The sequence below is a fragment of the Gilliamella sp. ESL0232 genome (assembly GCF_013346885.1).
GTDB classification, from domain to species: Bacteria; Pseudomonadota; Gammaproteobacteria; order Enterobacterales; family Orbaceae; genus Gilliamella; species Gilliamella bombi.
On the sequence record NZ_JAAEDW010000003.1, the window covers coordinates 54345 to 72042 of the forward strand.

The 17698-nt window shown below is 35.2% G+C and carries 19 protein-coding genes; 9 read left to right on the forward strand and 10 right to left on the reverse strand.

What is annotated here, in order from left to right:
- Positions 1-246: 246 nt before the first annotated feature.
- Positions 247-828, forward strand: a complete 582-nt coding sequence (locus GYW75_RS04645; RefSeq protein ID WP_174798616.1) for a Maf family protein — start codon at positions 247-249, stop codon at positions 826-828.
- 24 nt (positions 829-852) lie between these two features.
- Here GYW75_RS04645 and GYW75_RS04650 read toward each other — a convergent pair whose 3' ends face one another.
- The 10 genes from GYW75_RS04650 to GYW75_RS04695 form a co-directional block, all read right to left on the reverse strand.
- Complete coding sequence (locus GYW75_RS04650; protein ID WP_174798617.1) at positions 853-1518, reverse strand: ABC transporter ATP-binding protein; 666 nt, start codon at positions 1516-1518, stop codon at positions 853-855.
- A complete protein-coding gene (locus tag GYW75_RS04655) occupies positions 1518-2729 on the reverse strand; it encodes an ABC transporter permease (protein WP_174798618.1) in 1212 nt (403 codons plus the stop codon). The genes GYW75_RS04650 and GYW75_RS04655 overlap by 1 nt, the downstream gene beginning before the upstream one ends.
- Positions 2730-2814: 85 nt before the next feature.
- The gene (locus GYW75_RS04660; protein ID WP_174798619.1) at positions 2815-3318 is read right to left on the reverse strand and encodes a DUF4418 family protein; all 504 of its coding nucleotides are present in this window, start codon (positions 3316-3318) and stop codon (positions 2815-2817) included.
- Between the two features lie 20 nt (positions 3319-3338).
- Positions 3339-3998, reverse strand: a complete 660-nt coding sequence (locus GYW75_RS04665; protein ID WP_065636564.1) for an ABC transporter ATP-binding protein — start codon at positions 3996-3998, stop codon at positions 3339-3341.
- Between the two features lie 10 nt (positions 3999-4008).
- A complete protein-coding gene (locus GYW75_RS04670) occupies positions 4009-5151 on the reverse strand; it encodes an ABC transporter permease (protein ID WP_065636563.1) in 1143 nt (380 codons plus the stop codon).
- A gap of 16 nt (positions 5152-5167) precedes the next feature.
- Entirely contained in the window at positions 5168-6454 is a 1287-nt protein-coding gene (locus GYW75_RS04675; protein WP_174798620.1) for an ABC transporter permease, read from the reverse strand.
- 23 nt (positions 6455-6477) lie between these two features.
- Complete coding sequence (locus GYW75_RS04680; RefSeq protein WP_174798621.1) at positions 6478-7728, reverse strand: Fe-S-containing protein; 1251 nt, start codon at positions 7726-7728, stop codon at positions 6478-6480.
- A 96-nt stretch (positions 7729-7824) separates the two neighbouring features.
- Positions 7825-8388 (reverse strand): iron transporter, encoded by a 564-nt coding sequence (locus GYW75_RS04685; RefSeq protein ID WP_034912235.1) that lies wholly within the window; start codon positions 8386-8388, stop codon positions 7825-7827.
- 118 nt (positions 8389-8506) lie between these two features.
- Positions 8507-9703 (reverse strand): FTR1 family iron permease, encoded by a 1197-nt coding sequence (locus tag GYW75_RS04690; RefSeq protein WP_202983924.1) that lies wholly within the window; start codon positions 9701-9703, stop codon positions 8507-8509.
- Between the two features lie 16 nt (positions 9704-9719).
- Positions 9720-10358 carry a nitroreductase family protein gene (locus tag GYW75_RS04695; RefSeq protein ID WP_167370044.1) on the reverse strand — a complete coding sequence of 213 codons (639 nt, stop codon included), beginning with the start codon at positions 10356-10358 and terminating at the stop codon, positions 9720-9722.
- Positions 10359-10609: 251 nt separating this feature from the next.
- Between GYW75_RS04695 and GYW75_RS04700 the strand changes: the two genes are divergently transcribed.
- The 8 genes from GYW75_RS04700 to GYW75_RS04735 all read left to right on the forward strand — a co-directional run bounded on the left by GYW75_RS04700 (position 10610) and on the right by GYW75_RS04735 (position 17681).
- Positions 10610-12052 (forward strand): LTA synthase family protein, encoded by a 1443-nt coding sequence (locus GYW75_RS04700; RefSeq protein WP_085163995.1) that lies wholly within the window; start codon positions 10610-10612, stop codon positions 12050-12052.
- A gap of 9 nt (positions 12053-12061) precedes the next feature.
- Complete coding sequence (locus GYW75_RS04705; protein ID WP_174798622.1) at positions 12062-12685, forward strand: LysE family transporter; 624 nt, start codon at positions 12062-12064, stop codon at positions 12683-12685.
- A gap of 165 nt (positions 12686-12850) precedes the next feature.
- Complete coding sequence (gutQ, locus tag GYW75_RS04710) at positions 12851-13813, forward strand: arabinose-5-phosphate isomerase GutQ (protein WP_174798623.1); 963 nt, start codon at positions 12851-12853, stop codon at positions 13811-13813.
- Between the two features lie 185 nt (positions 13814-13998).
- On the forward strand, positions 13999-14520 hold the full coding sequence (gene aroK, locus GYW75_RS04715; protein ID WP_034912252.1) for a shikimate kinase AroK: 522 nt from the start codon (positions 13999-14001) through the stop codon (positions 14518-14520).
- A 67-nt stretch (positions 14521-14587) separates the two neighbouring features.
- On the forward strand, positions 14588-15409 hold the full coding sequence (locus GYW75_RS04720; RefSeq protein WP_085163994.1) for an SPOR domain-containing protein: 822 nt from the start codon (positions 14588-14590) through the stop codon (positions 15407-15409).
- 48 nt (positions 15410-15457) lie between these two features.
- The gene (locus tag GYW75_RS04725) at positions 15458-16279 is read left to right on the forward strand and encodes a Dam family site-specific DNA-(adenine-N6)-methyltransferase (RefSeq protein ID WP_065589483.1); all 822 of its coding nucleotides are present in this window, start codon (positions 15458-15460) and stop codon (positions 16277-16279) included.
- A 36-nt stretch (positions 16280-16315) separates the two neighbouring features.
- Positions 16316-16993 carry a ribulose-phosphate 3-epimerase gene (gene rpe, locus GYW75_RS04730; RefSeq protein WP_065625683.1) on the forward strand — a complete coding sequence of 226 codons (678 nt, stop codon included), beginning with the start codon at positions 16316-16318 and terminating at the stop codon, positions 16991-16993.
- A complete protein-coding gene (locus tag GYW75_RS04735) occupies positions 16986-17681 on the forward strand; it encodes a phosphoglycolate phosphatase (protein WP_065561329.1) in 696 nt (231 codons plus the stop codon). The genes rpe and GYW75_RS04735 overlap by 8 nt, the downstream gene beginning before the upstream one ends.
- Positions 17682-17698 lie beyond the last annotated feature (17 nt).

Here is a 17698-nt window from a genome sequence, read left to right on the forward strand (position 1 = left end):
CTCCTTGCTTTGTTATAGATTAGATTATATATTCAGCGAAACTAAAACAGGTTTTACCTAGCTAGTATGATACTAATTTTAAATTTAATCTTTAATTATTTTTTATTCATTTTATGATGGAGATCAACGTTCGCTATATTATTTATCAATCCAATATAAAAATCTAGTTAGAACACGTAGTTGATCGTAATGGTCATATCGGGTTTAATGAACACCCTTTTGCTTGGATTTTAAGAGATAATTAAAATGAGAATCATATTAGCATCAACATCTGTATCCCGTAAAAAAGTGCTTGAAAAATTAGCTATCCCTTTTGAGTGTATGCCACCAATTTGTGACGAAACACCACTAGCAGGTGAGTCAGCTAAGCAATTGGTGGTTCGGCTAGCTAAACTTAAAGCCCAATCATTAGCTATGCAGTTTGCTGATAGTTTAATTATTGGCTCTGATCAAGTTGGTGTGTTAGACGGTAATATTGTTTGCAAACCGCATACAATTGATAATGCCCGTAAACAGCTTCGACAAAGTAGTGGTAAAGCTTTCTATTTTTATACTGGGATGACAGTAATTAATACCAAAACACAACAACAAATCACTATTTGCGAACCATTTAAGGTGACTTTTCGGCATTTAACTGATTCAGAAATTGATGCTTACATTAGCAAAGAGAAGCCACTACAATGTGCTGGTAGTTTTAAATGTGATGAACTGGGCATCACCCTGTTTGATAAACTTGAAGGTGATGATATTAATTCATTAGTTGGGTTGCCATTATTAAAACTCAATAAAATTATGATCGACATGGGTTGTAATCCACTTTTAATATAACAATTCAGTTAATAACTAAACCCATTAGTCAATAAATCGTCCAGCTGACATTTTCATAACTTTTTGGCTATAACGGGCAACATCATGATCATGAGTGACAATTAATAACGCAGTGCCTTGCTGATGAATTTCAGTCAGTAATTGCATGATTTCAGCAGCGCTTTCTTCATCAAGATCACTTGTTGGTTCATCAGCAATAATCATTTGTGGTTTACAAATCAGTGCTCTCAATATCGCAATACGGCGCATTTCACCGCCCGACATATTAGCTGGGTATGCATCTTGCAAATGGCTTATTTTGGCTTTTTCAAGCAACCTCTTAGCTTCATTTAAGGGATTTTGGTTTTCTCGCTTGGTTAAATAAAAAGGCAGTCGAATATTATCAATTGCTGTTAAATTAGGTAGTAAACTGCTACCTTGAGGAATATAACCAATATGCTGATTACGAAAGGCAGATACTTGCTGATCATTAAGATCAAATAAATTTGTATTATTAATAGTGATTTTTCCTTGCGTTGGTGTAAGTAAACCAGCAATCATATTTAGCAAAGTGGTTTTACCACTGCCTGATTTTCCCATAATGCAAATAAAGTCATCTTTTGCCATTGAAAAACTAACATTATTCACAGCTGAAAAGGTTTGTTGCCCTCTTATGTAATCTTTACGTAGATTTTTAACATTCAGTAACATTATTCGCCCTCTCTAAGGGTACTATAAGTATCAAATTTAGTCATTGATAAGGCACTATAGGAGCTTGATAAAGGTCCTATAATTAACGTAAGAATAAAAACAACAATTGCATATAATAATGCATCAAATATTGAGATATTTACACACGGCAAACCAATAGATTGGCAGATCAATAAGCTAAATGCATAAAGTAATACCGAGGCGATAACAATGCCACTAATTCCACCTAATGCACTAATAATTAAAGATTCACGAAGCAACATTTTGACTAAATCACGCCGTGAAGCGCCTAATATTCGTAATAAGCTAATTTCACGCTTGCGTTCATTTAAGCTTGAAGAAAATATCACAAAAATCACAATAATAGCTAAAACCCAAAAAATAGCCGATAGGCTATATACAATAGTTGAAAAGCTAGTTAACCATTTTGATATATTACTTAACATACCTTTGGTCATAATAAAATCAATATTATAGTCAATGGCGTATCTGGGCATAATTTGATTAACAATATCTTTAGGTTGATAATCTGAATTGACCTTAATGAAAATCGACGAGGCATAATCAGCAAAATGGTCGACATCCCCTTCAATTAATTTTGCATTTTTCATTAATGATTGGGCTGCCGACATAGTCATAAAGACAGAGGTATCAAATCCCATCCCTGTGCTATCCATTTTAGCAATAATTTTAAAAGGATGATTAAAAAATAAGATTTCATCGCCCACATCAGAACTAATTTTAGAACCAACAACGACTTGATTATCAGTCAATGGCTCTGAAAGTTGTGATTGTAACCAAGGCTTAATTATAAAATCAGTATGCTGTTCAAAACCAATTAATTGGACTTTAGACGAACAACATCCTGCATTTAATGAAGCAATAAATAGCTGAGGTGAAATGGCCTCAATACCTTTGATACCTTTTATTTTATCAATCAAATCTACTTTTAAATAAAAAGTACTCGGTTCACCACGCAATAAGGCAACTTCCATATTTTTTTCGTAACCATTAGGCACAATAAGAATATCAGCACCTAACCTGTTAGCCATGCCTGAAATACCAAGGCTGAGATTTTTCATCAGTATACTTCCACCAAACAGCGTTGCCGAAAAAAGCGTAATGATGATAATCAAACAGCAACTTCTAAACGGTCGCCGCTGAATATTTCGCCATGCTAAATTTGCCATGGTGATCGGTTTTTCGCACATATTGACTTCCCTGCTTGTTGGATTTAAATGTTATACCTATATCTGGTAAAGATAAGTGTGGTCTTTGTTTGCTAACAAAACTCTATCAATTTTTCGTTGTTTTATTTAAGTAATAGATGTTAATAACAGCGGCAATAAATAATAAACCTGATAATAAAACTAAGGCCGGTTTAGATCCCATATTGCATCGCATCATTTCGTTAGAACAAACGCCAATTAGGATCGTTGGAATTGCAGCGGCTAACAACGATATGCAAGCTGTCGCCATACTTAACCCTATTCTCACAAAAGCCGTACGACTAATCAGTAGTAATGCTCCGACGACTATCACTAAACAACCAATGCCAATTTCAGCCCTTGCTGTCCAAAAACATTTCATAATTTTTCCTGTACTAGCGTGCATATGTCCACTATGTGCAAGCTCACCACTAACACCGTTCATTGCATTACTCATACTATGGCTCATAGTGTCAACAGGTGTTACAACAGACTCTGGCGGTGGACAAACTGGCAATATATATAATGGAAATAAGATAATTAATACGCCAATAATAATAAGGGTACTTGATGAAATAAGACGGTTTTTCATATACGACAACCTTTTGTTGGTTAGTTGTTAATTACACGAGCGACTTTGCCGTGCTCTAGTACTACGGTGGTTTGTGCATGTTTTGACACTTCTAGTGAGTGAGTAACCACAATGATTGTACTGCCTTCTTCGTGCAGTTGATGTAGTAAGTCCATGACCATCGCTTCATTGCTTTCATCTAAATTACCCGTTGGTTCATCGGCTAAAATTAATTTTGGATAATTAATCAATGCTCTAGCAATACAAACACGTTGTTGCTCGCCACCTGATAACTGCCTTGGTAAGTGTTTAGCACGAGCTGCAAGCCCAACACGTTCAAGCGCTTGCATGGCTTCTTTTTCGTCGACCATACTATGATAATACTGAGCAAGCATGACATTTTCGAGTGCGGTTAAATACGATACTAGGTGAAATTGTTGAAAGATTAGACCTATTTTGTCTCGACGTATTTCAGTTAATTCTGACAAAGAAAGCTGAGTAATATCTTGCCCGTCTAAAATAACCGAACCAAGTGAAGGTTTATCCATACAACCAATGATATTCATCAAAGTTGTTTTACCGCTACCAGAAGGTCCCATAATTGATAGCCATTTACCTTCTTCAACTGTTAAATTTACTTCAGACAGTGCATGTAGTGAACCATAAATTTTAGACACATTATTTACTTCGAGTATATTCATACTTTATATCCTATTCGCCACGTAAAACTAACGCAGGTTCGACTTGTAGTGCTCGTTTTACCGGAATTAAACACGCAATTACCGTAACTATCACTGAGATAATAACCGTGGTTGGAATCAGATAAAACTCAATAATAATTGAACGGCCAAATACATTGGTACTAATAATTTGTGCAAAAATAAGCCCACAAATTGCACCAATAATGCCACCAAGGATACCTAAAACGATCCCTTCAGCTAAAAATTCTTTGGCGATACTTTGGTTATTAGCTCCAATTGCCTTTTTAAGCCCAATTTCTTTACGACGCTCCATTACCACTGTCATCATTGTTGTGGCCACGCAAATCATCGTTAGTACTAATACCACAAAAGTGACTAAATAAAGTAATGAGGACAATTTGCCAAGTACCGATGTTTCAGATTTTGTCACCCATTTGATCAAATGCGGTGTTATTGTAGTGGATTGTTGCTTGATATTTTCAATATACTGCTTTAACTCAGCTTCAGTCGCCGTAATGCTTACTTCAACCACTTCGGCTTGTTCATTTTCTTCTAATAGTTGTTGTAAATCATGTAAATCAATAAAAATAAAACCATCTTCGGCTCGTCCTGTTTTAACAATGCCAGTTATTTTTAGATCCTCATCAAAACGTGAATTTTGCTTAGATTTACCTGAAATTGGCATAGTACCACCAACGCTTAAGTTAGCAAAATTAGCAATATCAATACCAATCATTATTTCATGTGGGTTTTGTGGCAATGCGCCTTCAATGTGCCAATAAGGGCTAGTTTTTGTTACTTGTTTAAAGTCAGTGCCCACAATAGTATAAGGATGCTGATTACTGCGAATTGACGCATAACGAAACGGGGTTACGCCGAGTAATTTATCTTTCGGTAAAAAACTCACTGCGTTATTAACATCCGTCATTGCTACCGTTGGCTGGTTATTAGCAGGTAACAATAGAAGATTAGCACCATAGGAACGGAACTCTTGTCCCATTTGCCTTGGGATATCATAACAAAGTGTGATCATACCAAGAAGCACTGTTGCACCAATAGCAACGCCAAGCAAAGCAATGGTAATACGAGACCGACGACGGATAAGTGAACTTAACACGGTTTTAATTATAAAGCGCCTATTTTTATTGATCATGAAACTTCCTTTCACCTTATCGACCATGTAATACATCAGTTGGGCGTAAAAACATCATCATCCGAAGTGCAGGTAAACTACCCAAGAGCGTAATTAAAAAGACCATTATTATGGTTAATGGAATAATCAACATTTTGGGTTCAACAAATGCCCCAAATACTGTATAACCAATAATTTGAGCAAAACCAATGCCGATAAAATATCCCAAAACCCCACCTAAAAAAGCAATAAGGAATAATTCAGTAAAAATGAGCAAAGATACTGCCATATTTGTTGCACCTAATGCTTTTAATAAACCAATTTCGGTACTACGCTCGATAACGTTAGCTGTCACTAAATTGGAAATCGCTAGCGCCGAACAAATCAATGACAAAATGGTGAGTAATAACATTAGTAATTGTGTTTTTTGTAAAATCGAACCTTCAGATTCAGCCACTTGCATAATGGCTTTAACTCTAACATCAGGCATTAATTCTTCAAGTTGATAAGCGATTGAGCTGATATAAGCTGTGCAATACCATGTATCCCACTCAGTTCTAGATAAACTATTAGGATCTTGCGCCGCTTTGCGCGCTAATTCATTTTCGGGGGTGGTTAATGCACTCACCTCAACACGTTCAACCAGTCCTGATTTATCTGCAATATTTTGAGCAACTGGCAATGATACATAAATTTGCGTATCTTCTACACCTCCGCTATGAAAAATATTGTGCACTGTGAGTGTAAGCTTTTTGTGGGTTTGCATTGAGATAATATCTATGGTATCGCCTAGCTTTAAATTCCACTGTTTGGCTACAGATTCACCCACCATAGCTCCTTGCAAATTATCATCGGTCATGGTGTTTCCTTCAATTGTCCACCATGATTTCATAGCTAACATGCCCGTATCAACCTGATCACCTGTTGGAATATTAAGGTGTTTATTAAACCAAGTACCTACCACCGTAATTGGCTTATCATGAAATGTCGCTTGAGTTGTTAGGAAAGGGGCAAAATCAACAATATTATAAGCCCAAAAGATCATCTTAATTTTGACAAGTTCTTCTTCTTTAATATACTGCACAGCTTGCCCACTATCATTGTTATCAAGCTGGTACATTTCATTAATGACAGCACTACCACGAGGAACGATATTGAGATTAGCACCATAGGCTTTTAGCTCTTGATTCACCTTATCACCTACGTCAAACATTACATTTAGCATAGCAGTAGCAAGCGAAACACCTAAAGCAACCGTTAAAGCAATAAGAAAGAGTTTCTTTTTTTGGCGAACTAATACACTCAGTAACATTCTGCAAAACATAATCTATTCCTTTTAATTCGCCTTTATTTAAAACGGTTTTTTTCTGCTTCAAGATTTGCAGGGCGAATCACCATATTACCGTCAATAATTTCATACTTAAGTGGCACAGGATTACACCCACCAGAAAACCCAATCGTTGCAATATTCATTACTACATCACACAAAATACAGACTACTTGATTTCCACGTTGGTAGTAACCACTTGCACCACAAATATCACAAGCATCAAACCCAACGCCATACGCATTTTCACTTTTTTTAATAACAATAAAACGAACTAAAGTACCATCCGTGGCTTGATAGCCATAACGGTGTAAATTGCCATCATTTACTTTATCAAGGGGAATAACAATTAAATTATCGGTATTCGGTGTTACTGGCTCAGCAGGTGTCAGTTCTACCCCTTTTTCAAAAATATAGCGAGCGCGAGTTACGGTATAAGCAGTGATCGCTGTACCTGCCATAATCATTAAAGCGCATCGTCTATCACTACGTAATTGGGCTTTAAGTTTACGAATTTGAGCAGGGTTACTACCGACTAACGAGGTTGTTTTTGATTTGAGATATAAAACAATAGCTAAACAAAGCACAATAGCGGTAAATATAAAAATAAAAAAGTTAACATGCCCAAGGATGAAAATAACCAATTTCATCATCCATGGTTGTGATGAAATAAAGCGTCTAACAATTAAAATTTGTAAAATGTTAATACTATTTTGCAGAGTAAAAATAACGATCGACAGTGAAGTAATGGCAAACACAAATCGCGCTGATAATCGGCCACAAGTATGATAAACAAATAACCCTGTCAACAAAATTACTAGTAGCGCAACCCCATAGCCCACCCATTTAAACAAGTAATCATTATTAAAAATAGAGTCCATTCCGACAGAAAATTCGAATGGATAGAGCATTAAATTAGGTAAACACTGGGCGCTTATCAAACCAATACTGAGTGCAAATAGTAGTGTAAAAAAGAATTTACCAGTTCGATTATGGGTGGATTTTTGCAAGCAAATAGCAACAATCAACGGTATAGCAATAATAACCCAAGGTATGATCACTCCAAGATCATAATATTCACGAACAGCAAACCCTGTGTTGCGTTTTAAAATGGCATAAATCAATGCAGCAATAAAGCCCAATACAAAACCAAACAAAATAATTTTTTTAATATGATGAGGCGTGGATCTTATAATTGCAGCGCTCAGTAATGCCATCATCATTGCTGGAACGAAAGTATTATCGGTAATATTGATAAGGTATTGAAGCATATTCATTGCCTAACTATTGCAAATATTATTGGTGAGCATAATGCTCACCAATAACTGATTATTAATTATTTAATATAATTAGTTATTTTAAAATCATTACCATGCGCGTGGAATGTAATCAAAGTCCCAAGAAACTTCGATAGGTTTGCTCCAAAAGCGTCCTTCCACACCTGTTTCTTTATCAACATGTAGTAAATAACCTTGTTTTTCTGGGTTTTCAATCATAAATGTTACTTTATATTTACCAGCACCATCTAATTTTATATTATTACCATAGTGAGGACCATCAGAGGCATTCATTGGCATAAAGTTACCTTCAATTACTTTATCACTGCCTTGCTTTTGAATTTTATATTTTACAGTTAAGTAAGGAACAAAATCACCTACGCCATAACCTAAGTTATTACCTTCTGCAGCTGAAATATCAGCTTCAATGTGCATGTCTGATTTTGAGGCTGGTAAACCACCCATACCAGCGGGTTCCATATCAACAGGTTGGAAATAAACAGCACCAATGTGTAATGGCCCCACGGTTACTTCATCACCAATTGGAAACTCTTCAAATCCTTTTTGTTCGCCAGGTGCCGGTGCTGCTGCATGAACGAATGAAGATAAGGCAAGTATTGAAGCAATACCTGCTGATAAAATTAATTTTTTCATTGAAAACTCCTTCTCTTAGTTTTTGAAAATTTATTACACTTGTTTTTTTGGGTATTAACACAACTCAGTTTTTCAATCCGCATTTATGCAATTTTAAGCAAATAAGCAATATTAATAATTATTGCTTTTTACAACTATGTTTAGCTTTGTAATATATGACAGAAACTACTACAATAAATACCATAATTATTTGTGGAACTAATGTCTCGACTGTTGGATAAATACCTAAAACTTCGACAGAATGTATAAAATCAACAGAGGTAACTGGGATCATATCTGCCTCTTGTAATTCTTTTACTCCACCACCGGCAAAAGCTATTGCCATGATATACATCAAAATACTAGTGCCAATAAAGAATGGGCGAATTGGTAATTTCATGGTACCAAAACGAATAACGACAAAAATAATCGCAAGAATTATCGTTCCAATAGCTAGCCCATACCAAACCATATCCATGTGTTCTTTAGCTTCAATTAGCATTGCTTGGTAAAACAAGATCGTTTCAGCACCTTCACGAAAAACAGCTAAAAAGGCAGCAAAACCTAAGGCAAAGCGACTACCAGATGACACTGCTGTTTGTACCTTTTCTTCAACATAGCTTTTCCAAGCCTCAGCTTCTGCCTTTGAAAACATCCAATTACTAATAAAAAATAGTACGACTGTTGCCAAGAGCATAGCAATTCCTTCAATAATTTCTTGATTTGCGCCGCTAATATCAAACACAGTATGAAGAGCAATTGCCGCTAAAATACTGGCAAAAATAGCTACAAGTGAGCTCATATAAACTACTTTTACCATGGCAAGATGTCCAGAACGAACCAAATAAGCTGAAATTGCCGCAATCACTAAAATCGCTTCCAGCCCTTCCCTAAAAATGATAATAAACGAAGCTAACAGAATGCTCCAACCGCTCTCTTGCTTACCATCTAGTTCGTTAGCATCTTCATGTAACATTTTTAAAATAGTATCAATTTCATTTCTAACAACTTTATTCGACGCACCATCGTTCATTAAACGTTTAATTTTGGCAAATTGATATTCGGTATCGGTTCCTCGTTTACCCGAAATATAAGACATAACCGCACGCTCAACCCCATGCTTTTCATAAAAGCCAAAATAGGCATTATTAACTCGAGCTTTAGCACGCTCAACATCTTTTATAAAATAGATATCATAAGCGTCATTTAAGATGGTATCCATTTCGTCAACAATAGCATTCCAACTTTCGTATTTTTTTTCGGCAGCATAAGATGATGGGGCCAAAGCCATTAAACTTCCAATAAGAAGCAAAGCAAGTATTAAAAATCGTTTCATATCTTAACTTTACCTTTTATTTTCCTATTAAAAGCATACCTAGTGGTTTACTGCCTTCTGGTAATTGTAGCTCTTGGCTAATAACTTCTGGTTTAATGGAGTGAATATAACGAGCGCTTAATTTTAGTGCCGACGCAACTAAATAAGCGTTTTGACTCATTGCACCAACGGCCGTGTAATTAAAGTTAGCGATTTGTTCTGGATTTATATCGGTTAATGCACTAGCATCCGACACAAAAATCAATGAATAGGCTGCTCGCCTTGTAAAACTTTGCAAACCAATATCAGCACGAATATCTTTATTATTAATTTCTTTTAAATAATGACCTTCCCACTCATATAAAAAAGTACCCTTTTCACTGGCGAGGTAGATTCTCACATAAGGAGATTTACCCTTAACCATCGGCACCGTCCACCCTGTTTTACCACGATTTAAACCACTTGCAGCCCAAAGTACTGTCGAAAGTTCGTCATCAGAAATTTTACCAGTAGGAAAGCCCCCCCCAGGAGTTGAAGATCGTTTTTTTAGACTTTCAAATAGACTCATTCCATCTTTAGTTTGAGGGGTAGGTAATGCAATATCGGCATAACAAAAAGAGTGTGAAAACAAAGATACAAATAAAATAACAACTATTTTCCGTATAAACCACGGCATAGCAACCTCGGACATTATCGCAATAATTTCATCAATATCTTATTGCGAATAGAATTAATTATCAACCTCAAATAATAACAATTATCATTTAAGGTACTATGGCGCTATAATTATTATTCATACAATACATACCCAATTTCGAATTTCAAAACCACAAATCAAACATTATCAACCGATATTTTTATTTTTTTATCCATTAAGTATATACTTAGGCAAAATTGATTTTTGAATATATTGAGTAACAATATCTTATGCCATTATCGACATTAATTGTTTTGCCACTTTTTATTATTACAATTGTTTTTGCCTCACTCTTTAAACAGACAAAATGGCAAATGCTAACCATAACTTTACTAACGATCTTTATTGTAATGGAGCTAACTTCTATCTATTTTAGTGGTGGCTTTATTGATTATCAGTTTTATGTAAATTTAAACATTAATGACATAATCGAAGGGCTATTTATTTTTAAATTACAAGCAGTCTTAGTTATCGTTGTCTTTTTTTCCCTTATTTTTTTGCTATCAAAACTCGCAGATTTATGCAAACGTAAATGTCATTTAGTATTTCGTCTGTTACTAGCCTTTGTGGCAATAGTATCCATCAGTTACAATAATGGTCCATTCAGTCGCTTATACGAAATCTATCAAGTTACAAGCGCACCTCGTGAGCCATTTGAGCAGGCGTTACAATCACTTAATATGACTCACTATACCAATAAAGATCAGCTTGTTAGCTATCAAGGTAAAAATATTATTGTTTTATCTTTAGAATCATTTGAACAAGGCTTTTTCGATTTTGAGGATATTACCCCTAATTTACAAAAACTTCGCCAAGATTATACCTTTTTTGCTAATATGCCCATGAGTCCAGGAAGCTCATGGACTACCGCATCGATGTACACTTATATGACCGGCATGCCCTTTCTAATTGGTGGCTACACAACATCACCACTAATGCGCGCAGACAAAACCAATCTAGTTAGCCTAGGCGATATACTTAATCAAGCGGGCTATCAAACCCGTTATGTAATGGCTAGCCCTGATTTTGCTGGTATTGGTCACACTGCAGAACTGTTTGGTATGCAAGTCATTTCTGAAAAAAACTATGTCGGCCAATATCCACCAGCACCTTTTGGGCTGTATGACAAAGACATTTTTGATGTAGCGCAAAAACAAATTACTGAAATGCGCAAAACAAAAAAACCTTTTGCTTTATTTATTTCAACTGTTTCAACTCATGCACCAAATGGTTTTGATGATGAAAGAATGAAATCGGTTATTTCACCAAAATCAGATAATATGTCTTTCGTTGCTGCTTCACTAGATCATAATTTGGGAATTTTTATCCAACATCTAAAAGAAGAAGGTGTATTAGAAGATACTGTATTTTATATTTTTCCAGATCATTTAATGATGGGAGCAGGCACACCAACAATCAATCGTCTTTCAGAAAAAGAACGCAAACTTTATTTATTAACAAATGCACATACGCAAGATCTACAAAAAAACACTGATCAAACTATTTATCAGATTGACTTACCTCGTTTAATTTTAAATGGAGCCCAAGTCAAAACTAACGCTAAATTTTTGACTGACTATTTAACTGAACCTAATTTTGATAAAAAACAGTTTATTGAACAAAATAAATCTAATATTGCAACGCTCAATAATTCAGCACAAGTATTTAAATAGGCACGAAAAATGACGTTTGATACATTAATTTTTGTCTCTACAATTAGCTTTTTAGGTATGATCTCACCTGGGCCTGATTTCTTTTTGGTGTTAAAAAATAGCTTAAGCTATAACCGCAAGATAGCATTGCTCACTTGTCTAGGCGTCATCATCGCCATCTTAGTTCATATGAGCTATTGTATTGCGGGTATTGCAGTACTTATCACCACAACTCCACTTCTTTATAACGCCTTACGCTATGCGGGTGCCACTTACTTAATATGGCTTGGCATAAAGGCACTAATGGCTAAAAAGACAAATATAACCTATATTGGTGAACAACAAATTTTGCAGTCAATTTCAGGTAAATCAGCCTTTATGCAAGGCTTTTTATGTAATTTACTTAATCCAAAAGCAACATTATTCTTTTTAGCTACCTTTACTCAAGTACTCAATGCAGAGTCATCAATCTTTGATAAGCTCATTGTCGCATCTATCATTTGGATTGAAGCTATTTTTTGGTGGCCTTTTGTGGTATTTATTTTTCAAACACAAAGCGTACAACGTCGTTACTTTAAACTTCAATTTATCATTGATAAATTACTGGGTATTATTTTAATTACACTAGGAATTAAAGTTGCCCTAGGTTTTTAGATTATTAAAAAGTAATTAGTAAATATTAAGTCTAAAATGCATACTTTTTTGAATATTTAAACATTAATTGTTAAACTAAAACCTGTTCATCTTTTATAATCGTCTTGTCCTTAATTTCCGATTATAAATGCACTGATAACACGTTTTATTCAATAGGCTAATTAAATGGATAAATTATTACAATATGGTCGAGAGCTTCTTGAATTGGAGATATACGAAGCAAAAAAATTACCAGATAGATTAGGCAAAGATTTTGTTAACGCATGCAAACTTATTTTAACCGCCAAAGGTAAAGTCGTTGTTTCGGGTATTGGAAAATCAGGGCATATAGGGAAAAAGATTGCCGCTTCGTTAGCTAGTACAGGAAGTCCTGCTTTTTTTATGCATCCATCGGAAGCCCTGCATGGCGACTTAGGAATGATAACTCAAAACGACGTAGCTATATTAATTTCATACTCGGGTCGAGCTAAGGAATTTAATTTAATTTTACCTATTCTTACAGAAATGCAGGTGCCTGTTATTGCTATCACTGGAGGGTTGGATTCACCACTTGCTAAATCAGCCCAAGCAATTCTTGATATTTCAATTGAAAAAGAAGCTTGTCCTATGGGACTTGCGCCAACCTCTAGTTCAACTAATACATTATTAATGGGAGATGCGCTAGCAATTGCAGTAATGCGAGCACGAGGCTTTAAAGAAGAAGATTTTGCACGCTCCCACCCTGCAGGTAGTTTAGGGGCTAAATTACTCAATCATGTCAAAGATGTAATGCGAACAGGTGATCGTATTCCTAAAATACCACAAACTGCAACCGTATTTGATGCCATGCTAGAATTAAGCCGTACAGGAGTAGGGCTAGTTGCAATCTGCCAAGATAATAATAAAATAGTTGGTGTATTTACCGATGGTGATTTACGTCGCTTATTATTAAAAAATGGTACATTACAAGATAACATTATGGACGTTATGACCAGCTTGGGACATCGAATTCCTGAAAGTTGGAAGGCTGTCGAAGCACTAAAATTATTTACTGATCATAATATTACTGCCGCTCCGGTTGTTAATAACAACGATGAATTAGTAGGGGTTTTAAACATCCATGATTTGCATCAAGCTGGTATTAGCTAAAAGTATTGGTAAATACCTATTGCCAAAAGGTACTATCTATTGAGATAATTACCGACCTAAATTTTTGTCGTTAGACGGAGATCCAAGAAAAGTTACACAATGATAAAGCGAATGATCATATAAATCAAAGCAAGTTGACATTGTGTTGTATATTTTAACCAAAATTAACAGATGATGAAACAACAATGGCAGAAAAGCGAAATATCTTTCTAATTGGCCCAATGGGGGCAGGAAAAAGCACTATAGGCCGACAAATTGCACAACAGTTAGGCATGGATTTTTTTGACTCAGATCAAGAGATTGAAAAACGTACTGGAGCCGATATTGCATGGATTTTTGACCTAGAAGGAGAAGAGGGATTCCGAGCCAGAGAAGAAAAAGTCATTAACGAATTGACTGAAAAACAAGGTGTAGTTCTTGCAACTGGTGGGGGTTCAGTCTTATCTAAAGAGACACGAAATAGATTATCCGCTCGAGGAATCGTTGTCTATCTTGAAACAACCATTGAAAAACAGATGGCAAGAACACAAAAAGATAAACGCCGCCCATTACTACAAGGAAGCAACACACCACGTGAGCTTTACGAAGAGCTAGCTGGAGAGCGCGAACCACTTTACGAAGAGATTGCTGATATTACAATTAAAACCGATGAACAAAGCGCCAAAGGTGTTGCTAATTATATTATTGATAAAATAGAGCAAATTTAAGTCGTGTATTTTAGAAATAATAGCTAATCATTAAGTAATAAATCTTTTGATAGGTTAAGGAGTAAGTATGCGTGTAGATAAAGATGACCGTTATATATCAGAACAACCCAATAAGGATTCTGCGCATTCATTCAGATTACTTAGTTTTCTTCAAGATCTTCCAAAGAAAAAATTAATTATTTTTGGTTCAGCAATTATTATTCTTTTATTGCTTGGTTTGATTATTTTTAATTCTTCTCGTAAAAAAGAAGGAACACCATTAACACCACCTGTGGTTAATGGAGTGGCTTCAACAGAAGAAAACAATAATACAATCACTGATGAACAAAATAGTGTTGGAATTGGTGGAAATCAACCTAAAAGTAATGAACTGGTGACAGATACATCAAACAGTACATTAAATAAATTTAATACACAACAACAGCAACTTGAATCCTTTTCAGATACAAGTAATGGCTTAAACCTATCAATAAATGACTCAAATGGAGATTCTAAAGCAAATCATCATTCTGCGGCAACATCTAATGGTAGGGTTAAATCAAATAAAAATAATACGAAAAAAAACACATCTAACTCTGTTAATCGTAAAACTGAAAATAATGATTTAGGGAAAAATATTAAGATAAAAAATGATCATTATGTCGTTCAGCTTAGTGCCTCTAAATCACTTGAAGGTCTAAAAAAATTTGTAAAACAAAACGATATAACAGATTACCATATTTATGAAACCAAACATAAATCTGGTTCAATGTTTATTTTAATAAAAGGCAACTATTCATCAGTAGATGAGGCACATAAAGCAATCAAGTCTTTGCCAAATGCACTACAGAAAGACAAACCATGGGTTAAATCTGGTGCAATGATTAATAAAGAAAAAGTAGCAAAATAACCAAGGATATCGTTTATTTATCCGATCAACGACAAATAGGAGTATCCGTTGAAGAAGCAACGAGCCTTTTTAAAATGGGCTGGAGGAAAATATGAGCTTGTGGACACAATTAAACGGTATCTACCAGAGGGCGATCAGCTAATAGAACCTTTTGTTGGAGCTGGTTCTGTTTTTTTAAATACTAACTATAAAAGTTATATCTTAGCGGATATCAACCATGACTTAATTTCATTATTTACATTATTAAAATCAAGTCCAGATCAATTTATCCGTGACCTTAGATTACTATTTGTTGCTCAAAACAATCACCCAGATGCGTTTTATCAACTGCGTGATGTATTCAATGGAAGTAAAGATCAGTACATCAGATCGCTTTTATTTGTCTATTTAAATCGACATTGTTATAACGGCTTATGTCGTTATAACAACAATGGACTATTTAACGTACCATTTGGACGCTATAAGACAATTTATTTTCCTGAAAAAGAACTTTACTTTTTTGCAGAAAAAGCTCAAAGAGCACAATTTTTTTGCGCACCTTACCACGAAGTAATGAAGAAAGCGGCAAAAAATTCAGTAATTTATTGTGATCCCCCCTATATACCCCCAAATGAATCAGCTGGATTTACGGCTTATTACTCAAATATATTTGGATTTGAAGAGCACAAAAACTTGTCAGAATTAGCTGAAACTATGGCGTATAAAAAAAACATACCCGTGCTTGTGTCTAATCATTATACTGATTACACAATGAACCTTTATAACAATGCAAGCGAACTTTATCGAACAGAAATGAGACGATCAATTAGCTGTGCCGGTAAAGGAAGAAAAAAAATTGACGAGATTCTAGCATTATACAAAAAGTCTTAGATAGCTAAATATAAAGCGAGTTATTAGAGGTAAGTTATGAAAGAATACATTATTGCTCCATCAATATTATCAGCTGATTTCGCTCGCCTTGGTGAAGATACACAAAAAGTGCTAGATGCAGGAGCTGATGTAATACATTTTGATGTCATGGACAACCATTTTGTACCTAATCTCACAATGGGAGCAATGTTTTGTAAAGCTTTACGAAACTATGGTATTAAGGCTCCCATTGATGTGCATTTGATGGTATCACCTGTTGAAGAGATAATTACCTCATTTGCCAAAGCTGGGGCAACCAATATATCTATTCATCCGGAAGCTACTGTCCATTTGGATCGTTCATTACAGTTAATTAAAGATCATGGCTGCACAGCTGGTATTGTATTTAATCCAGCTACACCGCTTGATTATTTAGATTACGTCATGGATAAAATTGATATTATTTTATTAATGAGTGTTAACCCAGGTTTTGGAGGTCAATCTTTTATACCTTCAACAATTAAGAAATTACAACAAGCTAAACAGCGCATTATTGAATCTGGACGCAATATTCGTTTAGAAATTGATGGCGGTGTAAAAATTGACAATATTGCCGAAATAGCTAGAGCTGGTGCCGATATGTTTGTTGCTGGTTCAGCTATATTTAGCCAACCCGATTATAAAACAGTTATTGACGCCATGCGTAAAGAGTTAGCAGGAGTTGAACATGAATAAACTAGAAAATATTCAAGCAGTAGCTTTTGATTTAGATGGTACATTAGTTGACAGCGTACCAGGACTAGCATTAGCAACACAAAATATGTTAGCAGACTTGAATCTACCTACAATCAGCAACGAACAAGTCAAAAATTTTGTAGGCAATGGTATTGATATTATGCTAGAACGAGTATTCAAAGCAATTGAAGTCGATCCATCAACAGAACTATTTGCCAAAGCTAAAGATCTATTTAATCAACACTATGATAAAGTCATCGATGCAGAAACAAAACTGTTTCCCAATGTTAAAGAGACCTTAAAAGTACTTCACGATAATAATTATCCACTAGCATTAGTAACCAATAAACCGGCACAGTTTTTGCCTGCTTTGCTGACTTCTTTAGGCATAAAAGAGTACTTTTCATTAGTGCTTGGTGGAGGGGATGTGATCAAATTAAAACCACACCCAGCCCCTTTATACCAAGTAATGGCTAAATTTGGATTATTCTGTGATCAGTTACTTTTTGTTGGTGATTCAAAAAATGATATTACTGCAGCCCAAAATGCTAACTGCCCAACTGTTGCATTAAGCTATGGTTATAACTATGGCATATCGATTGCCACTAGCAACCCTGATTTCTTATTTGACGATTTTAAAGACATATTAACATTATTACCTCAGCCAAAAGCTAAGGCAAAAAAATAATTAGCATAGATTAGGAA